Origin of the sequence: Bradyrhizobium acaciae (assembly GCF_020889785.1) — a bacterium.
Classification (GTDB): domain Bacteria; phylum Pseudomonadota; class Alphaproteobacteria; order Rhizobiales; family Xanthobacteraceae; genus Bradyrhizobium; species Bradyrhizobium acaciae.
The window spans coordinates 57,860-73,452 of record NZ_JACMYK010000022.1; the positions used below are offsets into that span (position 1 = coordinate 57,860).

At 62.9% G+C, this 15,593-nt stretch carries 16 protein-coding genes; 8 read left to right on the forward strand and 8 right to left on the reverse strand.

The window, feature by feature from the left end:
* The first annotated feature begins 55 nt into the window (after nt 1–55).
* The 6 genes from H8A92_RS12420 (at nt 56) to H8A92_RS12445 (ending at nt 5,685) form a co-directional block, all read left to right on the forward strand.
* Nucleotides 56–1,612, forward strand: coding sequence for a WS/DGAT/MGAT family O-acyltransferase (locus H8A92_RS12420; protein WP_229196067.1), 1,557 nt, complete (start codon nt 56–58; stop codon nt 1,610–1,612).
* A gap of 97 nt (nt 1,613–1,709) precedes the next feature.
* On the forward strand, nt 1,710–3,047 hold the full coding sequence (locus H8A92_RS12425) for an MFS transporter (protein WP_229196068.1): 1,338 nt from the start codon (nt 1,710–1,712) through the stop codon (nt 3,045–3,047).
* Between the two features lie 97 nt (nt 3,048–3,144).
* Nucleotides 3,145–3,735 carry an adenylate kinase gene (locus H8A92_RS12430; RefSeq protein WP_229196069.1) on the forward strand — a complete coding sequence of 197 codons (591 nt, stop codon included), beginning with the start codon at nt 3,145–3,147 and terminating at the stop codon, nt 3,733–3,735.
* 4 nt (nt 3,736–3,739) lie between these two features.
* Nucleotides 3,740–4,048, forward strand: a complete 309-nt coding sequence (locus tag H8A92_RS12435; RefSeq protein ID WP_229196070.1) for a hypothetical protein — start codon at nt 3,740–3,742, stop codon at nt 4,046–4,048.
* Nucleotides 4,048–4,845 carry an SDR family NAD(P)-dependent oxidoreductase gene (locus H8A92_RS12440; protein WP_229196071.1) on the forward strand — a complete coding sequence of 266 codons (798 nt, stop codon included), beginning with the start codon at nt 4,048–4,050 and terminating at the stop codon, nt 4,843–4,845. The genes H8A92_RS12435 and H8A92_RS12440 overlap by 1 nt, the downstream gene beginning before the upstream one ends.
* A gap of 69 nt (nt 4,846–4,914) precedes the next feature.
* Nucleotides 4,915–5,685 carry an esterase/lipase family protein gene (locus tag H8A92_RS12445; protein ID WP_229196072.1) on the forward strand — a complete coding sequence of 257 codons (771 nt, stop codon included), beginning with the start codon at nt 4,915–4,917 and terminating at the stop codon, nt 5,683–5,685.
* 26 nt (nt 5,686–5,711) lie between these two features.
* Here H8A92_RS12445 and H8A92_RS12450 read toward each other — a convergent pair whose 3' ends face one another.
* From H8A92_RS12450 to H8A92_RS12475, 6 genes are all read right to left on the reverse strand, one after another.
* Nucleotides 5,712–6,632, reverse strand: coding sequence for a LysR family transcriptional regulator (locus H8A92_RS12450; RefSeq protein WP_229196073.1), 921 nt, complete (start codon nt 6,630–6,632; stop codon nt 5,712–5,714).
* Nucleotides 6,633–6,893: 261 nt separating this feature from the next.
* Nucleotides 6,894–7,355, reverse strand: coding sequence for a septal ring lytic transglycosylase RlpA family protein (locus H8A92_RS40790; protein WP_338026535.1), 462 nt, complete (start codon nt 7,353–7,355; stop codon nt 6,894–6,896).
* Nucleotides 7,356–7,451: 96 nt separating this feature from the next.
* Nucleotides 7,452–7,733, reverse strand: coding sequence for a hypothetical protein (locus H8A92_RS12460; protein ID WP_229196075.1), 282 nt, complete (start codon nt 7,731–7,733; stop codon nt 7,452–7,454).
* A 199-nt stretch (nt 7,734–7,932) separates the two neighbouring features.
* Nucleotides 7,933–10,098: a xanthine dehydrogenase family protein molybdopterin-binding subunit gene (locus tag H8A92_RS12465; protein WP_229196076.1), complete on the reverse strand. Its 2,166-nt coding sequence runs from the start codon at nt 10,096–10,098 to the stop codon at nt 7,933–7,935.
* Nucleotides 10,095–11,084, reverse strand: coding sequence for an FAD binding domain-containing protein (locus tag H8A92_RS12470; protein WP_229196077.1), 990 nt, complete (start codon nt 11,082–11,084; stop codon nt 10,095–10,097). The genes H8A92_RS12465 and H8A92_RS12470 overlap by 4 nt, the downstream gene beginning before the upstream one ends.
* The gene (locus H8A92_RS12475; protein ID WP_229196078.1) at nt 11,081–11,572 is read right to left on the reverse strand and encodes a (2Fe-2S)-binding protein; all 492 of its coding nucleotides are present in this window, start codon (nt 11,570–11,572) and stop codon (nt 11,081–11,083) included. Before H8A92_RS12475 ends, H8A92_RS12470 begins: the two co-directional genes overlap by 4 nt.
* 134 nt (nt 11,573–11,706) lie before the next feature.
* On the opposite strand from H8A92_RS12475, the gene H8A92_RS12480 reads away from it, so the two are divergent.
* The gene (locus H8A92_RS12480) at nt 11,707–12,483 is read left to right on the forward strand and encodes a helix-turn-helix transcriptional regulator (RefSeq protein ID WP_420831317.1); all 777 of its coding nucleotides are present in this window, start codon (nt 11,707–11,709) and stop codon (nt 12,481–12,483) included.
* 351 nt (nt 12,484–12,834) lie between these two features.
* Here the strand turns inward: H8A92_RS12480 and H8A92_RS12485 are convergent, their stop codons facing one another.
* Both H8A92_RS12485 and H8A92_RS12490 read right to left on the reverse strand, forming a co-directional pair.
* Entirely contained in the window at nt 12,835–13,470 is a 636-nt protein-coding gene (locus tag H8A92_RS12485; RefSeq protein WP_229196080.1) for an Lrp/AsnC family transcriptional regulator, read from the reverse strand.
* Between the two features lie 314 nt (nt 13,471–13,784).
* Nucleotides 13,785–15,191, reverse strand: a complete 1,407-nt coding sequence (locus tag H8A92_RS12490; RefSeq protein ID WP_229196081.1) for a helix-turn-helix domain-containing protein — start codon at nt 15,189–15,191, stop codon at nt 13,785–13,787.
* Between the two features lie 135 nt (nt 15,192–15,326).
* On the opposite strand from H8A92_RS12490, the gene H8A92_RS12495 reads away from it, so the two are divergent.
* Nucleotides 15,327–15,593 (forward strand): carboxyl transferase domain-containing protein (locus tag H8A92_RS12495; RefSeq protein ID WP_420831318.1); only part of this gene is annotated, 267 nt, incomplete at its 3' end.

The following is a 15,593-nucleotide window of genomic DNA, read 5'->3' on the forward strand; positions in this document are numbered from 1 at the left end:
CGGCACGCGGTCATCGGATACGGCCATCGCCGTCACACCGCTACGGGAGGAGAGAATGGACCAACTCAGCAGCATGGATGCATCGTTCCTGCATCTCGAAACGCCGGAAACGCCGATGCATGTCGGCAGCCTGATGATCTTCGATCTCCCCGAGGGCTACCAGGCCGACTACTACGAAGACGTCAAGGAGATGCTCGGCAAGCGCCTCCACCTCTCGGCGTTGCTGAATCGCAAGCTGGCGCAGATGCCGTTCCAGCTCGCCGAGCCGGTCTGGATCGAGGACGACGACATCGAGCTCGACTATCACGTGCGGACCGTCACCTTGCGGCGGCCGGGCACCATGGCGCAGCTCGAGCAACTCGTTGCACGATTGCACGCCTCGCTGCTCGACCGCAGTCGCCCGCTGTGGGAGATGTATGTCATCGACGGCCTCGAGAACGGCCAGGTCGCGTTCTATACCAAGGCGCATCACAGCGGTGTCGATGGCAAGGCCGGCGTCGAACTCGCCAAGGTGCTCTACGATGTCTCGCCCAAGATGCGCGAGGTACCGCCGCCGCGGCGCAAGCGCGCCTCGAGCGGGGAATACCAGCTCGGCGTGACCGAGCTCTTGCAGGCGGCCGCCAACAATGCGGCTCAGCAATATCGCAAGCTCGCAGAACTCCTGCCGACAGCCGCCAAGGCACTCGGCACGGCTGCGAGCGTGATGGCCACCCAGCGGTCGCAGAAAGGGGAGCGTTCGCTCAGCCTTGGGTTGGCGCCGAAGACGGTGTTCAACGACTCCATCACCAATCAACGCTCCTACAGTACGATGTCGTTGCCGCTCGCGGACATCAAGGTGCTGGGCAAACGTGTCGGCGGCACGGTCAACACCATCGTCATGGCGATGTGCAGCATCGCACTGCAACGCTTCCTCACCGAGCGCGGGCTGCTACCCAAGGAATCCTTGATCGCGATGGTGCCGGTCAGCCTCCGTGCGGAAGGCGACAAGGCGATGAACAACCAGGTCTCGGCGGTCCGCGTCGACCTGGCGACCGACATCGATGACCTGCCGACCCGTTTCAAGGCGATCCACGCGTCATCCGAAGCGGCCAAGGCGGTCGTGCGCGAACTCAAGCCGGTGCTCGGCGTCGACGTGCCGATCACGGGTTCGCCGTGGCTGATGACCGGGCTCGCCTCGCTGCTCGGCCGCTCCAACCTTGCGAGCCGCATGCCGGCAGCGGGCAATGTGCTGATCTCCAACGTGCCGGGGCCGGGGCAGCATCTCTACATGGCCGGCGCACGGATGGTGCACTACTTCCCGGTGTCGATCCCCTATCACGGCAGCGCGTTGAACATCACGGTGCACAGTTATGCGGGCCTGCTCGAGTTCGGCTTGACCGCGTGCCGACGGGTGCTGTCGCAGGACGAGTCCTACGAGATGATCGAGCACCTGCGGGCCGCGCTGCGCGAGATCGAGGCCCTGCCGCCGGTCGAGGCCGAGATCGTCGAACTCACGCCGCAGACCGCAGCTCAATCGAAGGCGCCGGCTTCGACCGCGGCGTCGGTGACGGTCATCCAGCCAGACGAGGTGCCGCCGGCCGCAGCAAACGACAAGGCAAGCCGGGCCGGCTAGGCGCCGGCCGTTCAATCGATCATAGCGCCGGAGCCGGGAACGCCGCCGCGTCGCCCGCTCCGCCTTGGAATCAAAAGAACATTTGGAGGAAACCGGAATGCACCCGCCCGCCGCAAACAAGGCATCTCTGTCGGTCCTGGAAAGCCCGGCGCACAAATCCCTGTTCTCGAAAATCGATTGGCGCCTGATTCCGCTTCTGCTGATCGCCTACATGATCGCCTATCTCGACCGTATCAATATCGGCTATGCGCAGCTGCAGATGAAGCAAACGCTGCCGTTCGACGAGGCGGTGTACGGCCTCGGTGCCGGAATATTCTTTATCGGCTACTTCCTCTTCGAAGTCCCGAGCAACCTGTTGCTGGAGAGGATCGGCGCACGCAAGACGCTGCTGCGCATCATGGTGCTGTGGGGCCTTGCGGCGACCGCCATGATGTTCGTCTCGACGCCGTTCCAGTTCTATTTGGTGCGATTCCTGCTCGGAGTGTTCGAGGCCGGCTTCTTTCCCGGCGTGATTCTCTACTTCACCTATTGGTATCCATCGGCGCGGCGCGGGCAGGTGATCGCCGTCTTCATGTCGGCAACAACGATCGTATCCGTGATCGCGGGTCCGCTGTGCGGCTCGATCCTGAAGTATTTCGACGGTGCCGCCGGCCTTCATGGCTGGCAGTGGCTGTTTCTCGTACAGGGATTGCCGGCGCTGATTCTTGGTATCCTGGTTTACGCCCTGCTCGAGGACAAGCCCGACCAGGCCGCCTGGCTTTCGACGGACGAGAAGGCGCTGCTTGAAGATACCTTCCAGCACGATGAGAAGGATATCCAGAGCGAACCTTCGGGAACGTTCGGGCAGATGCTGAAGGACCCCAAGGTCTATGTGCTGTCGTTCGTCTATCTGCTCCTGCTCGGCGCGACTTACACAATGGTGTTCTGGTTGCCGACCCTGATCCAGAGCTGGGGCGTCAAGGACCTGTTTCTTGTCGGCGTCTATGCCGCGATCCCGAATGCCGCCGGCGTGATTGGCATGATCCTGATCGGCCGTCACTCCGACAAGTGGCACGAGCGCCGCTGGCACTATACCGCCTGCGTTGCGATCGCTGCCTCCGGCCTGTTCATCACCACGTTGCTGCAGGGCAATCTGGTCGGATCGATCCTTGCTTTGTCCTTTGCGGTGATTGGAATTGCGTCTGCGACGCCGCTGTTCTTCGCACTGACCAGCGAATATCTCTCCACCGGCGCCGCCGCCGGCGGGCTTGCGCTGATCAGCAGCCTTGGCAACCTCGGTCCGGCCATCAGCCCCTCGATCAACGGCATGATCGTACGAAGCACCGGCGACAACATCTACAGCATGTATTTCGTGATGGCGCTCTATGTGCTGTCGGGATTGCTGCTGCTGCTCTCGATGCGGCCTGCCCCAGCCGCGCGCCTGGCGATGGCGTGAGGACGTTTCGAGCGATCCGGCCCCGGGCGGGGATCCGGATCGCTCGAAGCTCTGCTGGAATGCCGTTGGTGATCAAGCGAGTATCGGGACAAATACCATGAGGATCGTTCTGCTGGGGCCGCCCGGCGCGGGCAAGGGAACGCAGGCGAAACGCCTGGTCGAGGAATACGGCATACCGCACCTCTCGACCGGCGACATGCTGCGTGCCGCGGTCGACGCCGACACCGGCATCGGACGGAAGGTCAAGGATATCATGATGAATGGTGGACTTGTTCCGGATCAGCTCGTGATCGCCACGGTGATCGAGCGCATCTCGCAAGCAGATGCCGGGCGCGGCTTTGTGCTCGACGGCTTCCCGCGGACGATGGCTCAGGCGGAGAGCTTCGACAAGCTGCTCGATGCCGAAGGTCTTGCGATCGACCATGTCGTAGAGCTCAAGGCCGACGAGACCGTGTTGCTGAACCGGATCGAGGCGAGGGCCCAGGAAGCGCGAGAGCAGGGTGGCGCGGTGCGCGCCGACGACAATCACGAAACGCTCAAGATACGTATCGACGCCTATAACGAGCAAACGGCGCCGCTGGTCGACTACTATCGATCGCGGAATATCCTCCGGACGGTCGACGGACTCCAACCGGTCGAAGCCGTCGCTTGTGACGTCGTCAGCGCAATCGGCCAAGGCGGTCGGTGATGTGATGTCGGCTGCGCAAAGTCTCGACCCGCGATCCGGACCGTCCAGCCATCCCGACCGGATCGATGTGCTGGAGCCCTTGCGCAGGTCGTTGGGCGACGTGAGCGAAACGGCCGATCAATTCGCGCAAGCCCAGGCGCTGCTGCGGGCGATCGACCAGTTTTCCCGTATCTATGCCGAGGAGCGGGAAGGCGCCGGCACACGCGCCTATCTGCCGCATCGCGATGACCGTCGTCTGGCGCGCGCGCGGCTGCTTGCCCGTGCCGTCCGCGGATTGCGCAGACCTGTTCTGACAACGAAGGGAGGGCTTTGATGTCGGTCAGCGGAAATGAGGGGCAGTGCGCGCTGGTGACCGGCGCGTCGGGAGGCATCGGGCTCGAGCTCGCACGCGTGCTCGCGGCGAACCGGTTCAGCCTCGTGTTGCTCGCGCGCAGCCGTGACAAGCTGCAGGATCTCGCTCGCGAGCTCAAGGCCAATCATGACACCAAGGTGACCATCGTTGCCGCCGACTTGAGCGAACCGGGGGCACCGCAGGCGGTATTTGATTCGCTGAAGGACGCCGGCATCCGGGTCGATCTGTTGGTGAACAATGCCGGCCTGTTGCTCGAGGGACGCTTCAGCGCAATCGGCCTCGACGAGCAGCTGCGGCTGTTGCAAGTCAATGTCGTCGCCATCACCGCGTTGACTCATCTCTTCCTCGCTCCGATGCTCGAGCGCAACAGCGGACGGATCCTGAACGTTGCGTCCGTCGCGGCGTTCATGCCGGTGCCGAACCTGGCGGTCTATGCCGCGTCAAAGGCCTATGTGCTGTCGTTCGGCGAGGCATTGTCGCAGGAATTGAGCGGCAGCAAGATCACCCTGACGACGTTGTGTCCGGGCGTCACGGACACCGGAATGGTCCATGGCACCAATCTCGGCAACATGCCGAGCATGATGATCATGGACGCGAAGACCGTCGCGCAGGAGGGCTATCGCGCCTGCATGGCAGGAAAGCCGGTGCAGGTCGCGGGACTGGCCAATGAGCTGGCGGTCCAATGGATCAAGTATCAGCCGAGTTGGCTGCTGCGGGCGATCGGCGGCGTGTTCGGAAGGACCCAGCCGCCGGCGTAACGGGCGCGCGTTTGCCAGGCGATGCGCAGTGTCAGGGGCTGTTCTCGACCACCACAACGGATGCTGATCATGGGACGTGACACCGTCGAACCACCCTCGCTCGCCCTGCTTGCCGCGGAAGGGCGCGGATTTCTCGACATCCCGGCCCTTCTTGCCGTGGCAGCGCCGCTTCTGGCGGCTGCGCCGCGGGGACAGCGGCATCCGGTGATGGTTTTGCCCGGGTTGGGCGCCGATGACCGATCGACGCTGGCGATCCGCTCATTCCTCGAATTTCTCGGTTACGAGGTCCATGGATGGGGCCGTGGCCGCAATGTCGGTGCACCGGACGCGGACCTTGCCGCGGTGGCGGCGCGAGTCATCGAGCTCGAACAGCGCGCCGGCTCGAAGGTCAGCCTGGTCGGCTGGAGTCGCGGAGGCATCATCGCACGCGAAGTCGCACGGCAAATCCCGGCGTCGGTGCGGATGGTCGTCACGCTCGGCAGTCCATTCGCCGCGCCGGGAGCGAGCAATGTCCGTGCGATCTGGCGGCTTCTGACCGGCCGCAAATACGAGCCGCCGACATCCGAGCGGATCAGCCGCCTCGCGCAACCGATTCCGGTTCCGTCAACATCGATCTATACCCGCGCCGATGGCGTGGTGGCGTGGCGCGCGTGCCTGGAGCAGCAAGGAGAAGGACGCGAGAACGTCGAGGTGAGCACGACGCATATCGGCCTCGGCTTTCATGCGCCGGCGTTGTGGGTGATTGCCGACCGCCTTGCCCAGCCGCCCGGCACCTGGAAGGCGTTTCGTCCGCCTCCGCAGGTCGCGATCTGGTTTCCCGCAACGACGCATCGCGACTAGATTTGTGAGAGCGCAGCTTGCGTAGCCTATCGCGCACCGCTTGAAGTCGCGCGCATTTCGCCGACCATCATCCGCAGCAGCTCCATAGCGGCGGGCGGCAATGTGCGTCCCTGACGCGAGACGACGTGGGTGCGGCCACGATGCAGCAGAGCATTTCTCATCGGTAACGCCACCACCTTGCCGGCATCGGCCTCGGTCATCGCAAGGCGCGACACCAGCGCATAGCCGAGGCCGGCGGTGACGTAATGGGCAAGCGCATCGAACGAGGCCGTCGTGAAAGCGAAATCGAGACGGACGCCTTCGCTGATCTCGGCTGCCTGGACATGCTGGCGCAGACCGTAGTTCGGATGCATCGCGGCTCCCGGATATGGCGCCAGGTCAGCAAGCTTGAGCGGCCGACCGAGCTGGATCAGCGGATGCCCGCGCGGCACCATGGCCTTGATTGGATGCGGCTGCGAATGATGCGAGCGCAGCCTATCGTCCCGGGGCGGGTTGAACAGGACGCCGATATGGGCACGTTCGCCCACGACCTGTTGGACGATTTCGTCGGTGCTTCCGATGTCGAGGCTGATTGTGATCTTCGGGCGGGCTTTCATGAAGCGGCACAGGCTGGTCTTGGCCAGCCAGTCGACATAACCTTCGCCCGTGACGAGGTCGATATGACCCGACTCGACCTTGCGAATGCTGTCCATCTGCGCGAGCAGCACCTGCCGCTCGCTCTGCTGGCGGTGCACGTAGGCGGCCAGCAGTTGGCCCGCGTCGGTCGGCGAAACGCCGCGGCCGCGCCTTTCGAGCAGGGGCGCGCCATATTCCTGCTCGAGCAGGCCAAGCGCCCGGCTGACCGCCGAGGCATCCATGCCGAGTGCGCCGGCGGCGCCGCGCACGGAGCCGCTATTGAGCACCTCCATGAAATAGCGCAGTCGACGCGGCTCCAGCTTGGTGTTCATCGGCCCAGCCCCAGTCATTGCAAGCAACGCAACGAATATTCAATTCTGCGGCTATTTATGCAAGGACGTCGTGGCGGCGCCGCATCGAACGAGGCGGCGCCTGCGCCTTCATGGAGTGCGTGGACCCGGACGCTGCGCGCCGGGAAGCAAAGGTGCAGCTCGGTCGGGTCGCAGGCGCCCCGTTGAGGATCGCCAAGCTGATTTTAACGACCCGAAGCAACAATGTTCGCCCCGTGGCTGCAATGATTCAGCCGCTCGACATCATTGCATGCACACCCATTGCGTTCGATGCATGTTGAGCGCACGAGCTGCGCCGCGCGTCAGATCGATTGTCACCCCGCGCGTAAACGGGCCGCGGTCGTTGATGACAACGGTCACCGACTTTCCGTTCTCGGGATTCACGAGCGTTACCCGCGAACCGAAGGGCATGGTGCGGTGCGCTGCCGTTAGCCCACTGGCGTCGAACATGTCACCATTTGCCGTGCGCCGCCCCGAAGAATAGAAGCTTGCGACAACGTGCTGTCCCGAACACGAGCTCTGAGGCTTCCGAGTATGGGCAAAGAACCAATCGAAGCCCCTGCTGTGGGCGGGCGCGGATAGTGCGATCAGGCACGACACCACCCCAACGATGCAAGGAAAACCTATGGATTGCCGGTGGCTCATGTCGTCGCAATCCCTGAGAGGCGCGGTTGAGTAGAAGGTCCCCCGGCTGTGATCATGCATATTGACCGGGGGACCCAGCGCGGTCAGGGATGGGGTACGGAAAGACCGCACCGTGCAATTTGGCGGTGAGGGTGGCTTGATCGAAAGTGCCGAAAGTCACGTCACCGATCGGGATTCGTGCAGGCGTTCCGTCGTCCGGCCCTGTCCCGCTCTTTGACCGGAATTCCGCGTTCTCGGCAGGGCGCATAAGCCGGAATCAAGCTGGAGCCGTGAGTTCTTGTCTTTGGTTTGGTGCCCCTGGCCGTCAATCGCCTGGAGCCATAACCATTTGAATTTGAAACCACTTTTGTTGGCGATTGCTGCCGATACCAGCACAAATACCAGCACGATGCGGACGGCATTAGCTCGCAAAAAACAACAAGGGATCTGCGCCGGCACGGTCCGTGCTCAACAATCGCCCGACTGGAATCGAACAGGGCTCAAACTCGAAACCTTTGCAGCAGGCAGGCGAGCGTTTACTCAGCGGCTTTCAGTCTTTCGAAGTGGAGTAATCGAAATCGGGAGTTTGACTCCCACTCTCTCCGCCATCATTTTCCGACAGCGCAGAAGTTATTGAGCGCGCAGTCACGTGCCGCGATCAGAGACAGTCCTCGATCCGGATCGGCAGTTTGCGAATGCGCTTGCCGATGGCGTCGTAGACGGCGTTGGCGATCGCGGCCTGGATGCCGGCGGTGCCGAGCATGCCGATGCCCTTGACGCCGCCGGGGAGATGCGGGTCGTCCTCGTCGATCATGGCGATGTCGAATGCCGGCATGTCGGCATGAACCGGAATGAGATAATCGGCGAACGACTTGCCAAGGATGCTGCCGGTCGCAGCATCGGTCACGGCCTGCTCATGCAGCGCCATGCCGATGCCGCCGATGAGACCGCCGATATACTGGCTCTTCGCCAGCAGTGGATTGAGGATGTGCCCGGCCGCAAAGGCACCGCAGACGCGGCGGACGCGGATCTCGCCGAGCTCGGGATCGACGCCGATCTCGACAAAGATCGCGCCATATCCCATGCCGCTTGCCGCAAGCTTCTGGTGATCAGTCGCCGGGCTCTCGCCCTCAGCCTCGAGGCCATCAGTGGCGGCACGCGCGAGCACACCGGTGAGCCTCTCGCTGGCGTTGCCGGAGCGGCTGCGGATCATCCCGTCGGCGAACTCGAGATCCTCTGGCGGCTTGCCGCCGAGCGGCAAGGTGGTGTCGGCCGTTGCGATGCTCGCGAGCGCGGCGCGCAGCTTCGACGTTGCCGCTTCAACGGCGGGAAAGATGCTCGCCGTGACCTGCGATCCGCCGGAGAAAGGGCCGTCCGGCAAGCCGGTATCGCCGAGCTCGACGGTGATCTTGTCCATGCTCAAGCCGAGCGCATCGGCCGCGATCTGGCCGAGCGCGGTGTAGGTGCCCGAACCCATGTCCTGGGTGCCGCACTGGACCAGCAGCGAGCCGTCAACGCGCAGTGCCACGCGCGCGCGGCAGGCCTGGCGGATCGCCGGATAGAGCGTGGTCGCCATGCCGAAGCCGATTTTCCAGCGGCCGACTTTGGCGGCCGATCGCGCGCGGCGCTCGGCCCAGCCAAAACGCTCGGCGCCGACGCGATAGCATTCGCGAAGGCTGTTGCTGCTCCAGGGCCGGCTATTCTCCTGGTCTTGATCGGCAAAATTGTTGAGGCGCAATTCGAGCGGATCGATCCCGAGCAACTCGGCCGCCTCGTCCATCGCCGACTCCAGCGCAAAGGTGCCGGGAGCCGTTCCCGGCGCGCGCATCGGAACAGGTTGTGGCTCGTTGGTGCGCACAAGGCTGTGACGCGTGGTGACGTTGGGACAGGCGTAAAGGAAGCGTGTGTAGACCGCGGTCGAGTCGGAAAACTCCGCATGTGTCGAGGTTTGCGCGATGACATCGTGCTCGATGGCCGTCAGCCGGCCATCGACGAAGCCGAGCGCGAGATCTTGCGCCGTCTCCTGCCGCCGCCCGACCAGGGTGAACATCTGTGCGCGGGTCAGCTCGAGCCGCACCGGACGGTTCGTCTTTCGCGACGCCAGCATCGCCCAGAACATCCACGGCCACCACAGCTGTCCCTTGCAGCCGAAGCCGCCGCCCAGATAGCGCGACAGCACGCGGATGTCGGCGGGCGGCATCTCGAACGCATGCGCGATCATCGCGCGCGTGCCGAAGATCGCCTGGGTGCAGGTGTGGACGACGGCCTTCTTGCCTTCCCACCAGCAGACGACCGCATGAGGCTCCATCGGATGATGGTTGTTGACGGCAGTGGTGTAGCGGCGCCAGACCACGAGCCCGGCTTCGCTCAACGCCTTCGCAGAATCGCCGCGGCGGGTCGAGGCCGGGAAACGCCCGACCATCGCCGGCTCATAGGCCTGGTCCAGCGCCTGGCCCATTTGCGTCAACGCGGTGCGCGCTGCGATCGAGGCTTGTGTCGCCTTCGCCGCTTCGCGGGCCTCCGACAGCGTAGTGGCGGCGACGAGCGCGACGGGCTGGCCGTGGAAATGAATCGCCTTCTCCCGGATCAGGGCGGTTGCTGCCGACGGCTTCAGCGATGCGGTATCTTCATGCGTGACGAGGGTGGCAAATCCCGGCAGCGTGGCAGCGCGCGATGTGTCGAGTGACTGCAATTCGCCGCAGGCGATGGGCGACTCCACGAGGGCCGCGTGCAGCAGGCCCTCGGGCATCATCTCGCCTTCATAGCGGGCCTGGCCGGTGACCTTGAGGGTGCCTTCATAGCGCGCGATGGTTCGGTTCTTCACGACTGGCCTCCGGCCGTTTGCAGGGCGCGAATGACGGCGTTGCGCAGCAAGGGGATTTTGAATGCGTTGCCTTCGAGCGGTCGCGCGCCGCCGATTGCGAGCGCGCCGGCCTCGGCGAAGGCCTCCTCCGTCGGCGCGCGACCGATCAGCGCCGCCTCGCTTTTCTCAAGTCGCCAGGGCAGTGGTGCAACACCGCCGGCCGCGAGCCGCGCCTCGGCGATGGCGCCATCCTCGATGCGCAACGCCGCCGCGACGGAGACGACGGCAAATTCGAACGAGGCGCGATCGCGGATCTTCAGATAGGTCGCGTGGTTCGCGAAACGCGCCGCATTGAGCATGCGGATCGCCGTGATCATCTCCCCGGGGCGCAGAGATGAATCGGGTGCGGTGGTCTCGCCCGGCAGCGGGTAAAGCTCGGACAGTGCGAGTTCGCGTTCGCCGTTAGCACTGCTCACCACAATCTTGGCGTCAAGCGCGGCCAGCGCCACCGCGAGGTCGGACGGATGCGTGGCGACGCAGCTGGGCGAGCCACCGAACAGCACGGCATGGCGGTTCTCGCCATGTCGGGTGCCGCATCCGGACCCGGGATCGCGCTTGTTGCAGGCGAGCCCCGCGTCGCGAAAATAGGGACAACGTGTCCGCTGCAGCAGATTGCCGCCCATGGTTGCGACATTGCGCACCTGTCCGCTCGCGCTCGCAAGGATGCCATCGCATACAAGAGGATAGTGCGCTTTCACCTCCGGATGGGCGGCGATGTCGCTCAGCCGGGCCGTCGCGCCGATGGTGAGCGCGTCGCCGGAGCGGGTGATGGTCGCAAGCGGCAGGTGCGAGATGTCGATCACCTCCTGTGGCGCGGTCAGCGAAGCCTTCCAGAGCGGCAGCAGATCGGTGCCGCCGGCGAGATAGGCGGCACCTGCCCTCTCGCCGCGCGCGAGCGCATCGGTGAGTTCGGCCGCGCGAATATAGTTGAAGGAAGCGCTGCTCATAGCCCGCCGACCTCCGCGATCGCAGCGACGATGTTGGCATGGGCGCCGCAGCGGCAGAGATTGCCGCTCATGCCTTCGCGGATGTCGTCGATCGAGAGAGGGCCCTCCGCCAGCAAGGCGATCGCGGACAGAATCTGGCCCGGCGTGCAGTAGCCGCACTGCAGCGCATCGTGCCGGATGAACGCATCCTGCAGCGGATGCAGGCGATCGGCCGTGCCGATCCCCTCTATCGTCGTCACGTCGGCCTCTCCAAAGGATGCTGCCAGCGCCAGGCAGGATGCGATCCGACGGCCCGCGACGAGCACCGTGCAGGCGCCGCAGCCGCCCATGTCACAGCCCTTCTTGGTGCCGGTGAGCCCGAGCTCGTCGCGAATCACGTCTAGCAGGGTCGCGGTCGGCGCGATCTCGCGCTCGTATCGCGTGCCGTTGATCTTTATGGACAGCGCGATGCTCTGTTTCGGAATGTTGGCGTTCAGTGATTGCGTCATGTGGTGTACATCGCCGTGGCACTGGAATGTTCGGCCGCGATTATGGCAGGCTAGGGCGAAGCTGGAAGGCATGGTATTATCCTAGGATTGGCAGGTCCCCCTTTGGGCGTTGTTCGAAACATGCTGCAATGTCGGTGATCGAGAAGAGCCGCAGTGAGCTCGGGGATTTCCTGCGGTCGCGCCGTGAGAAATTGCGGCCGCGGGATGTCGGGCTTGCCGATGGACGGCGGCGGCGAACCGCCGGTCTGCGGCGCGAGGAAGTGGCCGAACTCGCCGGCATCGGCGTCGACTGGTATGTGCGCCTCGAGCAGGGCCGCTCGGTCAATCCGTCGATCACGACCATCAATGCGCTGGCCCAGGCGCTCAAGCTCAACAAGGTCGAGCACCTTCATCTCAAGGCCCTCACCCGTTCCGGCGAGCGGCGGAGTTTCCAGCAGGAGACCGTGCCGGCATCATTGCAGCGGATGATCGACGCGATGAAGCACCCGGCCTATGTGACCGGTCGCCGATGGGACCTGCTCGGCTGGAACAAGGCGGCGAACGACATTTTCGCGTTCGATCATCTCGCGAGCGAAGACCGCAACGTGCTCGTCTCCATGTTGACGCGGCCCTCGGCGCGGAAGCTGTTCGGGGCGGCCTGGGCCGATGAAGCCAAGCGCGTCGTCGCGCAGTTCCGGGCGGTGCACGATCTATGGGCCGACGATCCCGCGTTTCATGAGCTTTTGCTCAAGCTCAGGAAAGGCTGCCCGGAATTTTCGGTCTGGTGGAAAACCCACGACATCCGCGGCACGGCCGCCGGCATCAAGCGGCTGCATCATCCGAAGAAGGGCGTCGTGTCCTTCGAACATGCGAGCTTCCAGGCCAATGACGACCCGTCATTGCGGATCGTGATCTACACGCCGGTGAAGTAGGGGAACGGGGTTCTACTGACAGTCGCTAAATTGCGGCCCCGACCACGAGGGCCTATTAGCTGTCGATCCTGAGCTCCCGCACATCACGCGGGAGCCTTTCTGCAGGCGGCCAGCTTTTGACCGTCGCGTTCCGCGCGCGCGATCGAACGCCGAACGGCACTCGATCCTTGTGCCTTGAGCAAAAAAGCACGAACAACGAGCGCAAGGTCGAGACTGTTCTCCTGGGCGCCCTTGCCTAGAGCGGGATGGGTTTTGGTTGAATCGGCCGGGTGCGGTCTTCGTTTCACCTCTCCCCGTTGGGGAGAGGTGAACCTTCGACGCCGCTCCAACTCAACCTAATCTCATCACGCTCTAAGGGAGGCTTGAGGGGTACTGCCCGTCACCCCGCAAAATCCGCGAAGTCTCGAGATTCATGCCGCCATCGATCCGCGCCTGGGGCGAGGCGTCGTACTGCGGCTTGGCGGGCCTGTCGAGGCGCCTGGAAGAGCTGCACGGCTTGACCTGAACTGGTCGGTTCGTGTCGATAGGGAGCACCGTTTTGTGAGATATCCGCTTCAGGGCCAGGTTTGAGCGGATGCTCGAAACCCCGGTTATGCGGGAGAGCTTGTTTACGATGAGATCCTCAAGAGCCTCGATATCAGACACCATAACGCGGAGAAGATAATCGTTGTCCCCGGTCATCAGGTAGCATTCCATCACCTCGCCAAGGCGATCGATTGAACGCGTAAAGCTCTCGAGTGATGGCTGGGCCTGCCTTTCAAGCTTTACTTGTATGAATGCCGTAACGCCGATGCCGAGAACTGCGGGATCCAGCACCGCAATTCGCCGGTCAATGACCCCGAGTTTTTCGAGCGTCCGAACTCGAGCGAGACACGGAGACGGTGAGAGATTGACGCGGGAAGCGAGTTCAACGTTGGTCAAACTCGCGTTCTGCTGCAGTTCATTCAAGATCTTTATGTCGATCCTGTCCAAAGCCGTCGTCGTCATTTCGTTCTCCCATGGGCAAGCATTCGTCGTCCCATCGAGGCCCGGCCCCTTGCGTTATTCCGCGTGGTGACATCTCGATGAAACAAATGCTATCTCTCGCCCGGGCATGTAGAATTTCGATAAAATGACGACTTGTATCGAAAAACGGTCAATCTGATTGTGCCGCCCGAACATGTGGCCTGCGCTCAGTTGACTGCTGCCGTCGTGATGAGCAACGCGATTGCAATCTGTGCACTGATCTGGTCGCGGGAACTGAACCAGGTCCCAGCCCAAGCCCGCGATCACTGCAGATCCCGGCTTTGTCGTCGGCGAATCTAGCCGGGTAATTGGTAGGGCAGTATGTCCCTGCGATCGCGGTCTATTCTCAATCTGCTCTTGAGCGGCGGGATCGCGCGTTGAGGACAGTTGGTCCGCTCGCAGATTCGACAAGAAATTCCGATCGGATCGAAAGTGCCTTTGCTTGTGAGGTCGAGCCCGTCTGCATATACGAAATCCTTTGCATAGGAGACTTCGCATCCCAGCGCGATGGCATAGCGCGGACGAGGAGAGCCGAAGCCGCCCCGGCCTTTCGAAAGTTCGGTTGCGATGCAAAGAAATCGAATGCCGTCCGGTGTCTCGGCGAGTTGCCGAATGATTTGGCTTGGGGCCTCGAATGCCTGGTGCGCATTCCAGAGCGGGCAGGCGGCTCCGTAGCGTGCAAATTGCAGTTTTGCCGCGCTGTGGCGTTTGGTGATGTTCCCGGCGCGGTCCAGTCGGGCGAAGAAAACGGGCACACCCTTCGAGCCTTGCCGCTGAAGCGTAGACAAGCGATGAGCAACCTGCTCCAGGCTTGCGCCGAACCTGGTCGCGAGCAATTCGAGATCGTGCCGCAGCTCTCGAGCGGATTGCAGGAATCGTTGGTACGGTAGAACGAGGGCGCCCGCAAAATAGTTTCGCAATCCGGCGGCGCACACGTTTCGCGCATCGACTGATCGAAATGTCGCTTTATCTGCAATCTGACCAATCCGGTCGTCTTCTTCAAGAGCCGCGATTTGCAAGGCAATCTGGAAGGTTCGGGTTGGTGTCGGCAGATATTGGCTCAGAAACAGCGTGCGCGATGCGCGATCGAATTGCCGCAATGAAGTCTCATTCGGAGCGCTCTGGCGAATCTGCACGCCATGTTTCGATTCCAGGTAGCTGATCAACGCGCTCGTCGCGTTGCTGTCGGGAATATTCAGCTGGCCCGCAAGAGCCTCGGCCGCGGTATCCAACTCATGGACGTAATTGTCGACCAGGTGAAAGAAATCACGAACTTCCTCATAAGCCGTCGGTTCTCCCGCCAGGTTGGCGATCTGGCCATCCAGGCTGGCGAGCTGTTCGCTGTTGCGCCGATATGCCTGATGGGCGTTCAGGAGCGCCTGAGCAAAACCGGGAGCGTTCTGAACCACCAGCTTCAACTCTTGTATGCTGGGCGTGTAGGAGGCGAAGATCGGATCGGCCAACGACTCGGCCAGCATCGAAATGACTTTGTCGCTGTCGTTGAGCGACAAAGAGCTGAGGTCGACCTGAAATTTTTCGGCAAGCAGCACCAGTACGGAGGCCGAGACCGGCCGCTGATTGTTCTCGATCTGGTTCAGGTAACTCAGCGAGATACCCAGCCGCTCCGCGAATGCCGCCTGGGTGAGCATTTTGCTCTCCCTTATCTCGCGGAACCTGCGGCCAATATAAAGCTTCCCTGCCATTTGCAACTTCGCAATTTGCTGTCTGCAATTGCGTAACATGCGCAAATGTGCGTCTTCAAGCCTTCTCAAGTCTCGGATCGCTTGTATATGGCGGGGTAAGGCCTGCTCGCGGACCCATTTGGGGGGTGTTGGGTGATCTCCACAATTGAAGCTCTTGAAGAACGCCGCGCCGGCGCAAGGCTCGGCGGCGGCGAAAAGCGCATCGAGGCGCAGCACGCCCGCGGCAAGCTGACCGCCCGCGAGCGGATCGAGCTCCTGCTGGACAAGGGCTCGTTCGAGGAATTCGACATGTTCGTCGAGCACCGCTCGATCGAGTTCGGCATGGAGAAGACCAAGATCCCCGGCGACGGCGTCGTCACCGGCTGGGGCACGGTCAACGGTCGCAAGACTTTTGTCTTTGCT

Excerpts from the sequence above, each read along its gene's own strand:
- H8A92_RS12420 (WP_229196067.1), top strand. The coding sequence starts at position 56 with ATGGACCAACTCAGCAGCATGGATGCATCGTTCCTGCATCTCGAAACG.
- H8A92_RS12425 (WP_229196068.1), top strand. The coding sequence starts at position 1,710 with ATGCACCCGCCCGCCGCAAACAAGGCATCTCTGTCGGTCCTGGAAAGC.
- H8A92_RS12430 (WP_229196069.1), top strand. The coding sequence starts at position 3,145 with ATGAGGATCGTTCTGCTGGGGCCGCCCGGCGCGGGCAAGGGAACGCAG.
- H8A92_RS12435 (WP_229196070.1), top strand. The coding sequence starts at position 3,740 with ATGTCGGCTGCGCAAAGTCTCGACCCGCGATCCGGACCGTCCAGCCAT.
- H8A92_RS12440 (WP_229196071.1), top strand. The coding sequence starts at position 4,048 with ATGTCGGTCAGCGGAAATGAGGGGCAGTGCGCGCTGGTGACCGGCGCG.
- H8A92_RS12445 (WP_229196072.1), top strand. The coding sequence starts at position 4,915 with ATGGGACGTGACACCGTCGAACCACCCTCGCTCGCCCTGCTTGCCGCG.
- H8A92_RS12450 (WP_229196073.1), bottom strand. The coding sequence starts at position 6,632 with ATGAACACCAAGCTGGAGCCGCGTCGACTGCGCTATTTCATGGAGGTG.
- H8A92_RS40790 (WP_338026535.1), bottom strand. The coding sequence starts at position 7,355 with ATGCATGATCACAGCCGGGGGACCTTCTACTCAACCGCGCCTCTCAGG.
- H8A92_RS12470 (WP_229196077.1), bottom strand. The coding sequence starts at position 11,084 with ATGAGCAGCGCTTCCTTCAACTATATTCGCGCGGCCGAACTCACCGAT.
- H8A92_RS12475 (WP_229196078.1), bottom strand. The coding sequence starts at position 11,572 with ATGACGCAATCACTGAACGCCAACATTCCGAAACAGAGCATCGCGCTG.
- H8A92_RS12485 (WP_229196080.1), bottom strand. The coding sequence starts at position 13,470 with ATGACGACGACGGCTTTGGACAGGATCGACATAAAGATCTTGAATGAA.
- H8A92_RS12490 (WP_229196081.1), bottom strand. The coding sequence starts at position 15,191 with ATGGCAGGGAAGCTTTATATTGGCCGCAGGTTCCGCGAGATAAGGGAG.